Genomic DNA, 14,179 nt, shown 5'->3' with positions numbered 1-14,179 from the left:
GGCTGTCACAGCGCTTATGTTAAGGGCTGAACCGGAGAAGGGGGAGGCCGCAATGGCAGCAGTGCCGGAGGTGCTATTGCACAAGGGGTGTTACCGCGCGCGCCTGGCGGCGGGGGCTGCGGATGTGGCTGCGGCGCAGGCGCTGCGCGCGCTGTGCTTTCGCACCGGCGGCACCGATTGCGACGCTTATGATGGGGCCTGCGTGCATGTGCTGGTGGAGGAGGTGCGGACTGGTGCTTTGGTCTGCTGCTTCCGGCTGCTGGTGCTGAGGGGCGGCGCGGAACTGGGCTGCAGCTATTCGGCGCAGTTCTATGATCTGCCGGGGTTGCAGGGGTTCCAGGGCCGGATGGCGGAGCTGGGCCGGTTCTGCATCCATCCCGATTGGCACGACCCGGATATTCTGCGCATTGCCTGGGGGGCGGTAACCGTCTTTGTTGATGCAAAAGAGGTGCGGATGCTATTTGGCTGCACGTCTTTTGCCGGCACCGCCACGGCAGAATATCTGGACGCTTTTGCATTGCTGAAACACCGGCATCTGGCGCCGCCTTGCTGGCGGCCGCAGGTGAAGGCGCCCGATGTGTTCCGCTTTGCTGCGCGGTTGCGGCGGAAACCGGATGTGAAAAAGGCGATGCTGCATATGCCGCCGCTGCTGCGGACCTATCTGCTGATGGGCGGCTGGGTCAGCGATCATGCGGTGGTCGATGGCTGTATGAACACGCTGCATGTGTTCACCGGGCTGGAGATCGGGGCCATTCCTGCTGCCCGCAAGCGGCTGCTCAGGGCGGTGGCCGGGTGAATTTGAGTATTTTTGAAAAGATGAAGAAGCGGCGTTGACGCGATTCTGCCGCCGGGGTAGCTGGCTGGCATGGCACGTATTCCTCTTTTGCAGATGTCCGGTATTTCCCTCACCTTTGGGGGCGATCCGGTTTTTTCCGATCTCGATCTGGTGGTTCAGCCCGGCGACCGCGTTGCCCTGGTGGGCCGCAACGGGTCGGGGAAATCCACGCTGATGAAGGTGATGGCGGGGATTGTTGAAGCGGATAAGGGCGCAATTGTGGTGCCGCCGGGTAAATCGGTGGGCTATATGGAGCAGGATCCGCAGATGACGGGTTTTGCGACGCTGGGCGATTTTGCCGCCAGCGCGCTGGATCCTGGCGAGATGTACAAGGTGGAGCGCGCGGGCGAAGGGTTGAAGTTCGATCCGGCGCGTCCCGTTGAAACCGCATCCGGCGGTGAACGGCGCCGCGCCGCATTGGCCAAGCTGATGGCCGAGGCGCCGGATCTGATGCTGCTGGACGAGCCGACCAACCATCTGGATATCGAAGCGATCACCTGGCTGGAGAGTGAGCTGAAGGCGACCCGCGCGGGTTTTGTGCTGATCAGCCACGACCGGGCGTTTTTGCGGGCGCTGACGAAGGCGACGCTGTGGGTGGACCGCGGCGCGGTGCGCCGGCAGGAGAAGGGGTTTGAGGCCTTTGAAGCCTGGCGCGACAAGCTGTGGGAGGAAGAAGACCAGCAGCGGCACAAGCTGAACCGGCTGATCAAATCCGAAAGCCGCTGGGCGGTGGAGGGGATTTCCGCCCGCCGCAAGCGCAACATGGGCCGGGTGCGGGCGCTGCAGGATCTGAAATCCGAACGCAGCAACCAGATCAAGCGCCAGGGCGCAGCTGAGATGGCGTTGGATTCGGGGCCGAAATCGGGCCGCAAGGTGATTGAGGCCGAGGGGCTGGGCAAGGCCTTTGACGGCAAGCAGATCGTGCAGGACTTCTCGCTGAAGGTGCAGCGCGGCGACCGGGTGGCTTTTGTCGGGCCCAATGGCGCAGGAAAGACAACGCTGTTGAAGATGCTGCTGGGGCTGGAAGAGCCGGATACGGGGTCGGTGAAGCTGGGCACCAATCTGGAGCTGGCGCTGTTTGATCAGACGCGGGATCAATTGGATGGCAATGCGACCCTGTGGGAGAATCTGACCGCAGATCCCCTGCTGGGGGTTTCCGGCAAGGCGGATCAGGTGATGGTGCGCGGGCAGCCGAAACATGTGGTGGGCTATCTGAAGGAGTTTCTGTTTGATGAAGCCCAGGCGCGTGCCCCGGTGCGGTCTTTGTCGGGCGGCGAGAAGGCGCGGCTGCTTTTGGCGCGGCTGATGGCGCGGTCCTCGAACCTGCTGGTTCTGGATGAACCGACCAACGACCTGGATGTGGAGACGCTGGATCTCTTGCAGGAGCTGCTCGATAATTACGACGGCACCGTGCTGCTGGTGAGCCATGACCGGGATTTTCTGGACCGGGTGGCGACCACCACCATTGCGATGGAAGGCGACGGCAAGGCCACGGCTTATGCCGGCGGATGGAGCGACTACCTGGCGCAGCGCGGGCCGCTGGACGTTGCGGAAAAGTCTGAGAAGGTGAAGGTTGCGAAGCCGAAGCCCAAGCAGGAAAGTCCGCCCAAGGACGGGCTGAGCTTTAAGGAAAAGCACCGGCTGGAGGCGCTGCCGGGAGAGATTGAGCGGCTGGAAGCAGAGATTGGCAAACTGCAGGAATTGATGGCGGATCCAGCGCTGTTCAGCCGCGAGCCGGTCAAGTTCAGGAAAGCGACCGAGGCGCTGGTGGAGCGGCAGGAAAAGCTGGCGGCGGCTGAGGAAGAATGGCTGCTGCTGGAAGAAAAAGCCGAGGGCTGAGGCCGCGGTTTCAGTTAAGACAGTAAGGCTGACCAAATGTTTCGCACGCGAAACATTTGGTCAAAGATCCTGCCATAATGCTTTGGAATTCATCAGGAAATATGAAGCGCGGGTTAAGGCGGCGGGCGGTGGCTTAACCGTCTGACGGCCGGCTTGATTACAGGCGCCGGGGGCGGGCGGGATTGCCTGTCACCGTTTTGCCTGCAGCCACATCCCTGGTCACTACTGCCCCGGCGCCGACGATGGCGCCGTCGCCGATTGTGACACCCGGCAGGAGGATTGCGCCGCCGCCGATCCAGACGTCCGTGCCCAGAGTAACGGGGCGGGCGATCTCCAGCCCTTGCGCCCGTAATGCCCTGTCCTTGTGGTGCTGGGCGCAGTAGATCTGCACATTCGGCCCCAGCATGGCGCCGTCGCCGATGGTGACCGGCGCGGTGTCCAGAATGGTGCAGCCCGCGTTCATGTAGACGTTGCAGCCCAGGGTGATGTTGATGCCATAGGCGCAGTGGAAGGGGGCCTCAACCAGGCAGTTTTCGCCGTGGGCCGCAAAGAGAGCGGCCAGCGGCGGGCTGAGCTGCGCGGCGGGATCAGGCGGGGCGGTGTTGTGCTGATGCACCGCAACGCGGGCCTGGTGCTGCAACACCCCAAGTTCGCTGTCCTGGCAACAGTACCATTCGCCAGCCTGCATTTTCTGCCGTTCGGTTTTGCGCATCAAGACCTCCTGATGGGAGTGAAATGCGGGCCGGAGGGATTGTCAATCGGCGGCAGTGCTCCCGCGCCCGCAGGAGCCCTGGCTGCGCCAAGGCACCTTTGTGCGGCCTTGGGCCGCGCGTTGCTGCGCAACGCAAAAAGGTTTGGCTGAGAAGCGCTTAAGGGGCGGTGTGCCCCTCAAGACGCCGTTTCGAGTGTGTAGTCCGCTGAGACCGCCTCAAGGGTGAACGGCGCAGGCGCCGCTGCTGTGCAGCCCTTGACCCGGCCTCAACAGCAGGTGTGTCAGCGCATGCGCAGGGCGCCGTCAATGCGGATGACTTCGCCGTTGAGGTAGCCCATCTCGACGATAAAGCCCGCGAGGCGGCCGTATTCGCGGGGATCGCCCAGGCGGGCGGGGTTGGGCACATCTGCCGCCAATTGCTGCTGCACTTCTTCCGGCAGGCCGGCCAGCATCGGCGTCATGAAAATGCCGGGCGCGATGGTCATCACGCGGATGCCCGAAGAGGCCAGATCACGCGCCATCGGCAGGCACATGCCGGCCACGCCGCCCTTGGAGGCCGCATAAGCCGCCTGGCCCTTTTGGCCGTCAAAGGCGGCGATCGAGGCGGTGTTGATGATCACCCCGCGGGCGCCATCAGCGTCCGGAGTGTTCTTGGCGATTTCCACGGCGGCGAGGCGCGCCACGTTGAAAGTGCCGACCAGATTGATGTCAATGGTGCGCTTGTAGGCGTCCAGCGGATGCGCGCCGTCTTTGCCGACGGTCTTGGCACCGATGGCTATGCCGGCGCAGTTCACGCAAGCGGTAATCTTGCCCATCTTGTCTGCTGCATGGGCGATGGCGGCGGAGACCGAGTCTTCGCTGGTGACGTCGGTCTGGGCGAAATGCCCGCCGATTTCTTCCGCAACTTGGGTTCCGCGGCCGGCGTCGCGGTCCAGGATTGTTACCTGGGCGCCTTGGCCGGCAAAGTAGCGGGCGGTGGCCTCGCCCAGGCCCGAGGCGGCGCCGGTGACGATGGCAGCGGTGTCTGCAAGTTTCATGAGCGGGGCTCCTCCCGGTTATCTGAACGTGTGTTCATATAATGGAGGCGGCCTGCATCTGTCCAGCGGGACGGGACGTCGCGGGCGCTCAAGCGTCCATTTGCTGCCGGTCCAGCAGCGCCAGGGGACGTAAGAGGCGGCCCAACGGCGGCCAAAGGCCCCAGGTTCCGCCCAGGCGGTGCGCCTTGGCGCCGGTGCCGAGTTTGAAACGGGCAAGTCCAGCGGCGCGGCTTGTGTCGATCAGGCCAAGGTCCAGGCGGCAGATGCCCTTGTTGGCAAGCCAGCATGCGGCCTCCCACATCAGCATGGGATGGGCGCTGAGCTGTTTGCCGCGCGCGGTGGTATGGGCGATGTGGTAGGTGGCGCTGCTGCCATGGGTGAGGATCAGGATGGCGGCGACCGGGTCTTTGCCCTCGAATGCCTGGAACAGTTTGGCCTGGCCCTTGTTTTCACGCGCATAGGCAAGGGTAAGGGCGATGGGCCAGCTGCGGTAGCCGCGGGCGGTTTGCTGTTTGGCGTCGGCGGCGAACAGCCAGTGGCGCACATCGTGCGGCAGGTTCTGGCGGGTGAGGCGCAGGCCCTGGGATTCGCCGTGGTTCAGCCGGTTGCGCCATTTCTGGTGCAGAGCTGCCCGGCGCTGATCGGGGGGGCGGTCAGGTCCCAAAGCGCTGCATGCGCCGGGGTGACAAGCGGTACCGCACCAAGGCGGGCGAGTTGCGGTGCCGGTGTCTCCGGCGACAGGATCAACGGCGTATGGCCCAGTCCGCGCCTGCGCAAGGCTGCCATCAGGGGGCGGGGTTGCTCAGATCCGCCCGGTTCACCATCGCCAGACGCAGCCCGCCGGGAAGGCGGCGCTGCAGCACCAGCGTGCCGTCCAGCAACAGCGGGTCCTGTCCGCAGGCCATCAGCGCGCGGGCAAACTCCGGCGATTGCTGAAGGGCGCGGAGCGGAGGGCGGCGGGTTGCCGATGGGGGCATACCGGGATCGGGGGCACTGTCGAACATGAGGCTATTAACGCGCTGGAAACCTAATTCATGGTTAACTTCGCGCATGAAGGACAAGAAACAGATTATGGGGCAGGCTGCTGCGGCCCCGCGGATGACCAGGGCAGCGGCGCTGCTGATTGCCATCGGCCTGTCGGTGCCGGTGTTTCTGGTGCTGACGCTGGTCGAGGTGTTTCTGCTCTGAGGCAGCCGGGAGTGCCCCCCGCTCCCGCAGCCGCCTTGGCCGTGCCTATTCGTCCTTGTGCGGCCTTGGGGTGACGAACGCCCGGAGAACCGTCCGGGACGGATTTCAGCGAGGTACGGGTGGAGCCTGGGCAGGCGCCGCGTTGCGGCGCAAGGAAGTTGGCTGAGAGGCGCTTAAGGGCAGGTTTGCCCTCAAGGCGCCTGTTTGAGTTTACCCTGTCCATCCCCGCCTCAAGGATAAACCGTGCTGCGCACGGCGGCAGCGCCGTCCTTGACCCGGCGCTGGCCTGTTTTGGCGTGTGTCTCAAAGGAAGCGCGACCGCGCCGCGCGGCTGCGCGGCGCTATGCCCAACCATGACGGCCCATCTATGATGGGGCCGGAATGGGCGGGAGGGCTTGCTGTAAATGAAAAAGGGGAGCGCGGCGGCTCCCCTGTCTCGTGTTTTTGCCGCCCTGTTCAGCCGTCCAGCCGCACCAGAGCGTGGCGTTTTTTGCCGGCGCTCAGTTTGATTGGCGAGGAGAGCGCGCCTGCGTCGATCATCAGGCCGGCATCGGTCAGCGGCTGGTCGTCGATTTTGGCACCGTTCTCGGAAATCAGCCGTTTGGCGTCCTTGCCGGATTTGGCGAGGCCGGATTTCACGATCAGCTGCACAATGGAAATCCCGTCACCCAGATCCGCCGGAGTGAGCGACAGGGTCGGGAGGTCGTCGCCCACACCGCCCTTCTCAAACACTTCGCGGGCGGTGGCTTCTGCTGCCGCGGCGGCCCCGGCACCGTGCAGCAGCGTGGTCACTTCATTCGCCAGGATCACCTTGGCAGCATTGACTTCAGATCCGGCCAGCGCGCCCAGGCGGTCGCATTCATCAACCGGCAGCTCGGTATAAAGCTTCAGGAAACGGCCCACGTCGGCATCGGTGGTGTTGCGCCAGAATTGCCAGAACTCGTATGGGCTGCGCATTTCGGCATTCAACCAGACTGCGCCGTCCTGCGACTTGCCCATCTTCTTGCCGTCCGAAGTGGTCAACAGCGGTGAAGTCAGGCCATAGACCTCATGGTCGATGGTGCGGCGGGTGAGGTCGATACCGTTGACGATATTGCCCCATTGATCCGAGCCGCCCATCTGCAGGATACAGCCGTAGCGGTTGTTCAGCTCCATGAAGTCATAGGCCTGCAGGATCATGTAGTTGAATTCGAGGAACGACAGGGATTGCTCGCGGTCAAGGCGTGATTTGACGCTTTCGAATGCCAGCATCCGGTTCACTGAGAAATGGCGGCCGATGTCGCGCAGGAATTCCAGGTAGTTCAAGCTGTCCAGCCATTCGGCGTTGTTCAGCATCAGCGCCTTGTTCGGCGCATCGGTGTCGTAGTCGATGTAGGCCGAGAACACCTTCTTGATGCCGGCGATGTTGTCGTCGATCTGGGCCTCGGTCAGCAGCGGGCGTTCATCGGCACGGAAGGAGGGGTCGCCCACCTTGGTGGTGCCGCCGCCCATCAAGGTGATCGGCTGGTGGCCGGTCTTCTGGAACCAGCGCAGCATCATGATCTGGATCAGCGAGCCGACGTGCAAGGATTTTGCAGTCGCGTCAAAGCCGATATAGGCCGGGCGCACACCGCTGATCAGGGCGTCATCCAGCCCCTGATAATCGGTGCAGTCCGCGAGGAACCCGCGTTCCATCATGACTGCGACGAAATCCGATTTCGGTGTGTAGGTCATAACATGCCTCGGTCTATGATTTTGCACCATGCCCTATAAATCGCATTGATGCCGGTTGGAACCTGTTTTCCCGGCAATTTATGCGTTGTAGAGTCAGGCGCAAGCGGGCGGGACGGCCCGGAGCCATAAGGACGGGGGCAGGCCATGAGCAGGGCCATAGCAAAATCAGGCCCGGTGCGGGCGCTGGGGGCGATGAGCGGCACTTCGCTGGACGGGGTGGATGCAGCGGTTGTGGTAACCGATGGCGAGCGTATCCACGGGTTTGGCGAGAGCAGTTACCGCGAGTATACCGAAGCCGAGCGCAGCGTGCTGCGGGCGGGGCTGGGCAAATGGACCGGACCGGAGGTTGAAGCGGCTGCCGGGGTTTGCGATGCGGCCCACGCGGCGGCGCTGGCAGAATTCGAGGACGTGGCGATCATCGGCTTTCACGGCCAGACCCTTTCCCATGCGCCGCGGCTGCAGGGGACGCTGCAGGTGGGCGATGGCGCGGCTTTGGCCGAACGCCTGGGCAAGCCGGTGGTCTGGGATTTCCGTTCAGACGATGTGTCGATGGGCGGTGAGGGCGCGCCGCTGGCGCCGTTCTTTCACTTTGCCTGCGCCAAATACATCGGCGCCGAACGGCCGCTGTGTTTCCTGAACCTGGGCGGGGTTGGCAATCTTACCTATGTGGATCCGCGGTTTGACCAGGCCGAGGAACCCGGCGCGCTGCTGGCGTTTGACACCGGCCCGGCCAATGCGCCGGTTAATGATCTGGTGCAGGAGCGGCTTGGCATTCCCTGGGACGCGGATGGCAAGGTGGCGCGCTCCGGCACTGTGGAGACCGGCGCGCTGGAGCTGTTTCTGGCCGAGCCTTACTTTGCAAGAATGCCGCCCAAATCACTGGATCGGAACGATTTTGACGAGATGGTCGGATTGGTGAACGAGTTGAATGACTCGGACGCCGCGGCGACCTTGATCGCCATGTGCGCAGCCTCGGTGGTGCAGGGGATGGAGCATTGCCCGGAGCCGCCGGAGGTCGTGCTGGTCACTGGCGGCGGGCGGCACAACCCGGTGCTGATGCAGATGCTGCGGGTGTCGCTGGATTGTGCGGTGAAACCGGTTGAGGACGCAGGCCTGGACGGCGACATGCTGGAGGCGCAGGCCTTTGCCCATCTGGCGGTGCGGGTGGCGCGGGGGATGGCGACGTCCTGCCCTGGCACCACCGGCGTGCGGGCCTGCGTCGGCGGCGGGGTGGTGAGCGTGCCGGGGGCGTGAGATAGAGACGTGGGGACAAGAAACTTCGAAGTTTCTTGTCAAATTTCTTCAAAGAAATTTGTGCGGCCTTTGACGACCGGTCAGCGGGAGATCTGCCGGAGGTAGTCTGATGTGAACTCTGCATACCCTCCCGAAGCTGACTTCAGGTGTGCCTGTGTGATGGCATGGAAAGCGGGCAGCTGGTGGAAAGGCACATTCGGAAAAGCATGATGCTCGGCATGATAAGGCATATTCCAGGCCAGAAAGCGCACCAACCGGTTGGTGAAGGTGGTGCGGGAGTTTTCCAGCATGTTGGCAACTGGCGGGCAGAGCCCGTGTTCTGCCAACAGATAGGCGCGCAGGAACGGCTGGCCGATCAGCAGCGGCACAAGCCATAGCCGCAAAACCAGTGGTGACACCAGCAGGGTCAGCAGGGCGGCTGTGTAGACGGACAACAGTACCCGCGCCTCCAGCCGCATGTGCGCGTGGCGGCGTTCCGGCAGGTACGGCGCATCAATGGTGCCAAAGGCGTTGCGCCAGAGGGTCCCCGCCATGCCGCGCCAATAGCCCCAGCCGCTGAGGTATTTCAGCCATTGGGGAATGGTCTCCGGGCGCGGCCCTTGTTCCAGCTCGGGGTCGCGTTCGGGGTCGTTGGTGAACTTGTGATGCGCCAGGTGAAAGTAGCGGAACCAGACAAAGGGCAGCGCCATTGCCAGGGCGCAGAAATGGCCTGCGGCCTCGTTCAGCCACTTGCTGCGGAACGGAGTTTGGTGGGTGCATTCGTGGCTGAGGGTGAACAGGAAGACCAGTAACACCCCCTGCGGCAGCATCAGAAGCGGCCAGAAGGGCACTTGCAGCGCAAGGCCCGTGGTGCAGACAGCCAAAGCGGCAATGTACAGCGCAAGATGCTGCAGCCCCGCAGCATCGGAACGGGTGGTCAAGGACGCTTTGGTCTCCGGCGGCAGCGACTTGATAAGGGTGGTGTGATCCATAGGTGCAGGCATATGGACAGTTTTGTCCAGTCTTCTGATTCGCTGCAAGAGTCGGGGGTCAGCCACGCGGGATGTCAAAGCCAGGCGCAGCAAGTTCGAATCCTTCGAACTGGAAACCGGGCGAGACGGTGCAGCTTACCAATGTGCAGTCTCCGGTTGTGCGGGCCGCCTGCCAGTGACCTTCGGGCACGATCTGCTGCGGCGCGCCTTTGCTCAGATCAGGGGTCAGTATGTGGTCCTGTGCCGGGCCTTCCCTTGTCTCCGCCACCGACAGCACCAGCGGTGCACCGGCGTGGAAAAGCCAGATCTCCGTTGCATCGACCCGGTGCCAATGGCTGCTTTCGCCGTCCTTTAAAAGAAAGTAAATACAGGTGCCTGCGGGGCGGCCTTCATTCCCGGCCCGCCAGGTTTCCCGGTACCATCCGCCTTCGGGGTGCGGCTGCAAGCCCAAATGTTCAATGATCTGATCTGCCGTCACTGCAGGCTCTCCCTTTTGGCGCTGGTAAATCTGTATACCAAGCATATGTTTGGGCTATGGCTTTCACGTTCCCCTTCGATAACACATATGCTGCCCTGCCGGGGCAGTTCTACTCCAAACTGGCGCCGCAGGCGGTGAAGGCGCCGAGGCTGATTGCTTTCAACGAGGATCTGGCCCGGCTGATGCGCATAAGCCCGGGTGAGGCGGCAGAGATGGCGGCGGTCTTTGGTGGCAACCTGGTGCCGGAAGGGGCTGATCCGCTGGCGCAGCTTTACGCCGGGCACCAGTTCGGGACGTATAATCCGCAGCTTGGCGACGGGCGGGCAATCCTGCTGGGCGAGACGGTGGGAACCGACGGTAAGCGCCGGGATGTCCAGCTGAAAGGCTCCGGGCGCACACCCTATTCCCGCAGCGGCGATGGCCGTGCCTGGCTGGGCCCGGTGCTGCGCGAATATGTGGTGAGCGAGGCAATGCATGCGCTTGGCATCCCGACCACCCGCGCGCTGGCGGCGGTTGAGACGGGCGAGACTGTCTGGCGCGAAGGGGGATTGCCCGGTGCGGTTCTGACCCGGGTGGCCTCCAGCCATCTGCGGGTGGGGACGTTTCAGATCTTCGCGGCGCGCGGCGACAAACACAGCCTGCGGCAGCTGACGGACTATGCGATTGCCCGCCATTACCCGAATGCGGATGGTGCCATGGGCCTGCTGAGGGCGGTGCGCGATGCGCAGGCCAAGCTGATTGCAGCCTGGATGGGCGTGGGCTTTATCCACGGGGTGATGAACACTGACAATTCCGCGATCTCGGGCGAGACAATCGACTATGGCCCTTGCGCCTTTATGGATGTCTACCACCCGCATACGGTGTTCTCGTCTATCGACCGCGGGCGGCGGTATGCCTATGCCAACCAGCCCGATATTGCAGTGTGGAACCTGGCACAGCTGGCCACTGCGCTGATCCAGCAGCTGGACGACCCGCAGGCAGGCGTCGAGGAAGCCACGGAAATCGTTCATGCGATGCCGCAGCTGACCGAGGACGCTTGGCTGACCCGGTTCCGTGCCAAGCTGGGGATCACTACGGCGCAGGAAGATGACCTGGAGCTGGTCTCTGGCCTGTTGGAGCGGATGGCGGAAAACCAAAGCGATTTCACCAATAGTTTCAGGGCGCTGGCGGCGGGCACGGCGCGCGGTCAATTCACCGATCCAGCGGCATATGACAGCTGGGCCGAAGGCTGGCAGGCGCGGCTGGCGGATGAGCCGGACCCGCAAGCGGTGATGCGGGCCGCCAATCCGGCCTTCATCCCGCGCAACCACCGCATCGAAGAGATGATTGCGGCCGCGGTGGCGGGAGACTATGCGCTGTTTCACCGGCTGAACGCAGTTCTGGCCAGCCCTTATGCGGACCAGCCGGAACACACAGACCTGCAGCGTCCGCCAGCGCCGGAGGAAGTGGTGCAGGCGACTTTCTGCGGAACCTGATCTGCTTCTTTCTGGTTTCAAATACTCCCCCGGGGTGAATTGAGCCGCAGGCTCAAGAGGGGGCGGGCAGCCCCCGGCCACGCCTGCGTCGGGATGACGGTTGTGTTTCAGATGTGTCCTGCGCCAAACTCCGGACAAACCTGGAGGCACCGGATGCCCAATCAACCGCCGCAGGAAACGCTGCGGGTTGCCACTTACAATATTCAGAAATGTATCGGCCTGGACCTGCGCCGCCGGCCTGAGCGTATCTTGCAGGTGATCGCCGGACTGGCTGCGGACGTGGTGGTGCTGCAGGAGGCCGACAAGCGCCTGCCGCCGCGGCCCGCGGCGCTGCCGCATTTTCTGGTCGCGGAAACCGGCTGGCAGGCGGCGGACCTGGGCGGCGCGGGGTCCCTGGGCTGGCACGGCAATGCGGTGCTGTTCCGGAATGGCGTGGTGCTGCAGGCCAAAGGCCATATCGTTTTGCCGGGGCTGGAGCCGCGCGGCGCGGTCTGGGTTCAGCTGAAGACGGTTTTGGGGCCGGTGCGGGTGATTGGCGCGCATCTGGGGCTGACAGGACGGGCGCGGCGTGAACAGATGTGTGCCTTGGCCCATGCGGCAAAGCGCGAGGACAGCGCGGTGGTGCTGGCGGGGGATTTCAATGAGTGGTCGCGGGGGCGGTGCTGGAGCATATCACACCGGCGCTGACTTTCCTGCCGCCCAAGGCGAGCTTTCCGGCGCTGCGGCCCCTGGGGGCACTGGATCGGATTGCGTATTGCAAGCGGTTGAAAGCCGTTGCGCATGGGGTGCATGGGGCACGGCCTGCGCATATTGCCTCGGACCATTTGCCGGTCTGGGCGGATTTGCAGGCGGTGTGAAGCGGGAGCGCTCCCGCGCCCGCAGGGGCGTCAGGCTGTGCCTGAAGCCCCTTGGCGGCCTTGGGCCGGGCGTTGCTGCGCAACGCAGGGGAGGGGCGGATGTTTGCAGCCGGAACTGTCCCCCGGACAGTTTCCTGCAGGTTTCTACTGCAGGGAACTGCTTCAGGGGCAGTTTGCCCCTGAAGATGACTGTTTGAGTGTGGCTGATGCTTTGCTGTTCCGGGGCAAGGATGAACAGCGCTGACGCGCTGGGGCGGTAGCGTCCTCGACCCGGAGCTGCGCGGGCAGGCTTAGCGCGCGCGCTGTTTTTGACCGCCGCGCTGGCCGTTGCTTGCGCCCTGGGGCTTGCCTTGGCCGCCCGAGCCACCGCCGCCGCGGCGGCGCTGGCCGCCGGGTTTGCCGCCGCCGAAACCGCCGCCGCCGCGGCGTGCGCCAGGACGGCCGCCGGGTTTACCGGCCGCTGCCGGATCCGGCAAAGCCTCCCAGGCGCGGCCCGAGGCGACGGGGATGGTGGTTTTCATCACCTTCTGGATCGCTTTCAGCTCTTCCATTTCATCCGGTGAGCAAAAGGCGATGGCAGCGCCATCCTTGCCCGCGCGCGCGGTGCGGCCGATACGGTGCACATAGGCGTCCGGCACATTGGGCAGCTCGTAGTTGTAGACGTGTTTCACGTCCGGAATGTCCAGCCCTCGGGCGGCCACATCGGTGGCGACCAGAACCTTGATGTCGCCGGATTTAAAGGCGGCAAGGGCGCGCTCGCGCTGGCCCTGGGATTTGTTGCCGTGAATGGCAGCGGCGGCAAAGCCTGCCTTGTCCAGCACCTTCATCAGCTTTTCCATGCCGTGTTTGGTGCGGCCGAAGACCAGTGCGCGCTCGTCCTTGTGGTCGGCCAGCAGCTCTTTGAGCAGGCTCAGCTTTTCGGCCTTGGCGATGAAATGCACCGATTGGGTGACTTTGTCGGCGGCTTTGCCCGGAGGCGAGACTTCGATACGGACCGGGCTTTGCAGGTAGGAGTTGGCGATCTCGTTCATCTGCTTGGGCATGGTGGCCGAGAACAGCATGGTCTGGCGCTCGGCCGGCAGCAGGGCTGCGATCTTGCGCAGAGTGTGGATGAAGCCGAGGTCCAGCATCTGGTCGGCCTCGTCCAGCACCAGGAAGTCGCAGGAGCCAAGATCCAGTGCGCCGCGATCGAGGATGTCAATCAGGCGGCCCGGGGTGGCGACCAGAATGTCGGTGCCCTTGGCAATGCGGGAGATCTGCGGATTGATGGAAACGCCGCCGACAACCAGGCCGACCTTCATCGGGGTGTTTTCGGTGAGGCCTTTCAGGGTCGCTGCGATCTGGTTTGCCAGTTCGCGGGTCGGCGCCAGCACCAGGCCGCGCACGGTGTTGGCAGCGGGCTTGCGGCCGTATTGCATCATCTGCGCGATCAGCGGCACGCCAAATGCGGCGGTCTTGCCGGTGCCGGTCTGCGCGAGACCCAGAACGTCCTGGCCGTTCAGCGCATGCGGAATGGCGCGGGCCTGGATCGGGGTGGGATCATTAAGGCCCAGGTCCTGGAGCCGGGTGAGGAGCTTTTCAGGAAGCCCCATGGTCGAAAATTCAGTCACGTATCGTCCTTTCACAGCCCTGCGTCAGCACGGGCCGGATCCGCTGCAAAACAGCGGTTTCTTGCGGGGCAGGGACCTCGGGCGCGCGCTGGCCGGATGCCAGGCCGCTGGCCTCTGCAATCCCCACGCGTGATTTTGGGAATGTCGGCATATCACTTGACCCGGGTGTCTTGTCACGCACATGCGGTGCGGCCGGTCTTGGTCTCTGCT

Annotated in this window: 11 protein-coding genes and 2 pseudogenes; 6 read left to right on the top strand and 7 right to left on the bottom strand. The window is 63.9% G+C overall.

The genetic code is table 11. From position 1 onward, the window contains the following. Positions 1-52: 52 nt before the first annotated feature. Positions 53-796 (top strand): GNAT family N-acetyltransferase, encoded by a 744-nt coding sequence (locus tag ETW23_RS11615; protein ID WP_134830080.1) that lies wholly within the window; start codon positions 53-55, stop codon positions 794-796. Between the two features lie 69 nt (positions 797-865). Continuing rightward, positions 866-2,674, top strand: a complete 1,809-nt coding sequence (locus ETW23_RS11610; RefSeq protein WP_134830079.1) for an ABC-F family ATP-binding cassette domain-containing protein — start codon at positions 866-868, stop codon at positions 2,672-2,674. A 157-nt stretch (positions 2,675-2,831) separates the two neighbouring features. Here ETW23_RS11610 and ETW23_RS11605 read toward each other — a convergent pair whose 3' ends face one another. The 3 genes and pseudogenes from ETW23_RS11605 to ETW23_RS11595 all read right to left on the bottom strand — a co-directional run bounded on the left by ETW23_RS11605 (position 2,832) and on the right by ETW23_RS11595 (position 5,427). Then, complete coding sequence (locus ETW23_RS11605) at positions 2,832-3,386, bottom strand: sugar O-acetyltransferase (RefSeq protein WP_134830078.1); 555 nt, start codon at positions 3,384-3,386, stop codon at positions 2,832-2,834. Between the two features lie 281 nt (positions 3,387-3,667). Beyond that, positions 3,668-4,423: an SDR family NAD(P)-dependent oxidoreductase gene (locus ETW23_RS11600; RefSeq protein ID WP_134830077.1), complete on the bottom strand. Its 756-nt coding sequence runs from the start codon at positions 4,421-4,423 to the stop codon at positions 3,668-3,670. An 88-nt stretch (positions 4,424-4,511) separates the two neighbouring features. Beyond that, positions 4,512-5,427 (bottom strand): annotated as a pseudogene (locus ETW23_RS11595) (GNAT family N-acetyltransferase). A 46-nt stretch (positions 5,428-5,473) separates the two neighbouring features. Here ETW23_RS11595 and ETW23_RS25155 point away from each other — a divergent pair. Then, entirely contained in the window at positions 5,474-5,611 is a 138-nt protein-coding gene (locus tag ETW23_RS25155) for a hypothetical protein (protein WP_167738113.1), read from the top strand. Positions 5,612-6,067: 456 nt separating this feature from the next. Here the strand turns inward: ETW23_RS25155 and tyrS are convergent, their stop codons facing one another. Further along, complete coding sequence (tyrS, locus tag ETW23_RS11590) at positions 6,068-7,324, bottom strand: tyrosine--tRNA ligase (RefSeq protein ID WP_129371201.1); 1,257 nt, start codon at positions 7,322-7,324, stop codon at positions 6,068-6,070. A gap of 144 nt (positions 7,325-7,468) precedes the next feature. Between tyrS and ETW23_RS11585 the strand changes: the two genes are divergently transcribed. Continuing rightward, positions 7,469-8,578: an anhydro-N-acetylmuramic acid kinase gene (locus ETW23_RS11585; RefSeq protein WP_134830076.1), complete on the top strand. Its 1,110-nt coding sequence runs from the start codon at positions 7,469-7,471 to the stop codon at positions 8,576-8,578. Between the two features lie 80 nt (positions 8,579-8,658). On the opposite strand, the gene ETW23_RS11580 is transcribed toward ETW23_RS11585, so the two are convergent. Then, entirely contained in the window at positions 8,659-9,561 is a 903-nt protein-coding gene (locus ETW23_RS11580; RefSeq protein ID WP_134830075.1) for a fatty acid desaturase, read from the bottom strand. Positions 9,562-9,607: 46 nt separating this feature from the next. Further along, positions 9,608-10,027, bottom strand: a complete 420-nt coding sequence (locus tag ETW23_RS11575; protein ID WP_134830074.1) for a cupin domain-containing protein — start codon at positions 10,025-10,027, stop codon at positions 9,608-9,610. A gap of 56 nt (positions 10,028-10,083) precedes the next feature. On the opposite strand from ETW23_RS11575, the gene ETW23_RS11570 reads away from it, so the two are divergent. Beyond that, positions 10,084-11,502: a YdiU family protein gene (locus ETW23_RS11570; protein ID WP_134830073.1), complete on the top strand. Its 1,419-nt coding sequence runs from the start codon at positions 10,084-10,086 to the stop codon at positions 11,500-11,502. Between the two features lie 153 nt (positions 11,503-11,655). After that, positions 11,656-12,359, top strand: a pseudogene (locus ETW23_RS11565) (endonuclease/exonuclease/phosphatase family protein). A gap of 290 nt (positions 12,360-12,649) precedes the next feature. Here ETW23_RS11565 and ETW23_RS11560 read toward each other — a convergent pair. Beyond that, positions 12,650-13,969, bottom strand: coding sequence for a DEAD/DEAH box helicase (locus ETW23_RS11560; RefSeq protein WP_237454670.1), 1,320 nt, complete (start codon positions 13,967-13,969; stop codon positions 12,650-12,652). Positions 13,970-14,179 lie beyond the last annotated feature (210 nt).

This window comes from Leisingera sp. NJS201 (assembly GCF_004535885.1).
GTDB lineage: Bacteria > Pseudomonadota > Alphaproteobacteria > Rhodobacterales > Rhodobacteraceae > Leisingera.
This window is presented reverse-complemented; position numbering and strand designations above follow the sequence as displayed.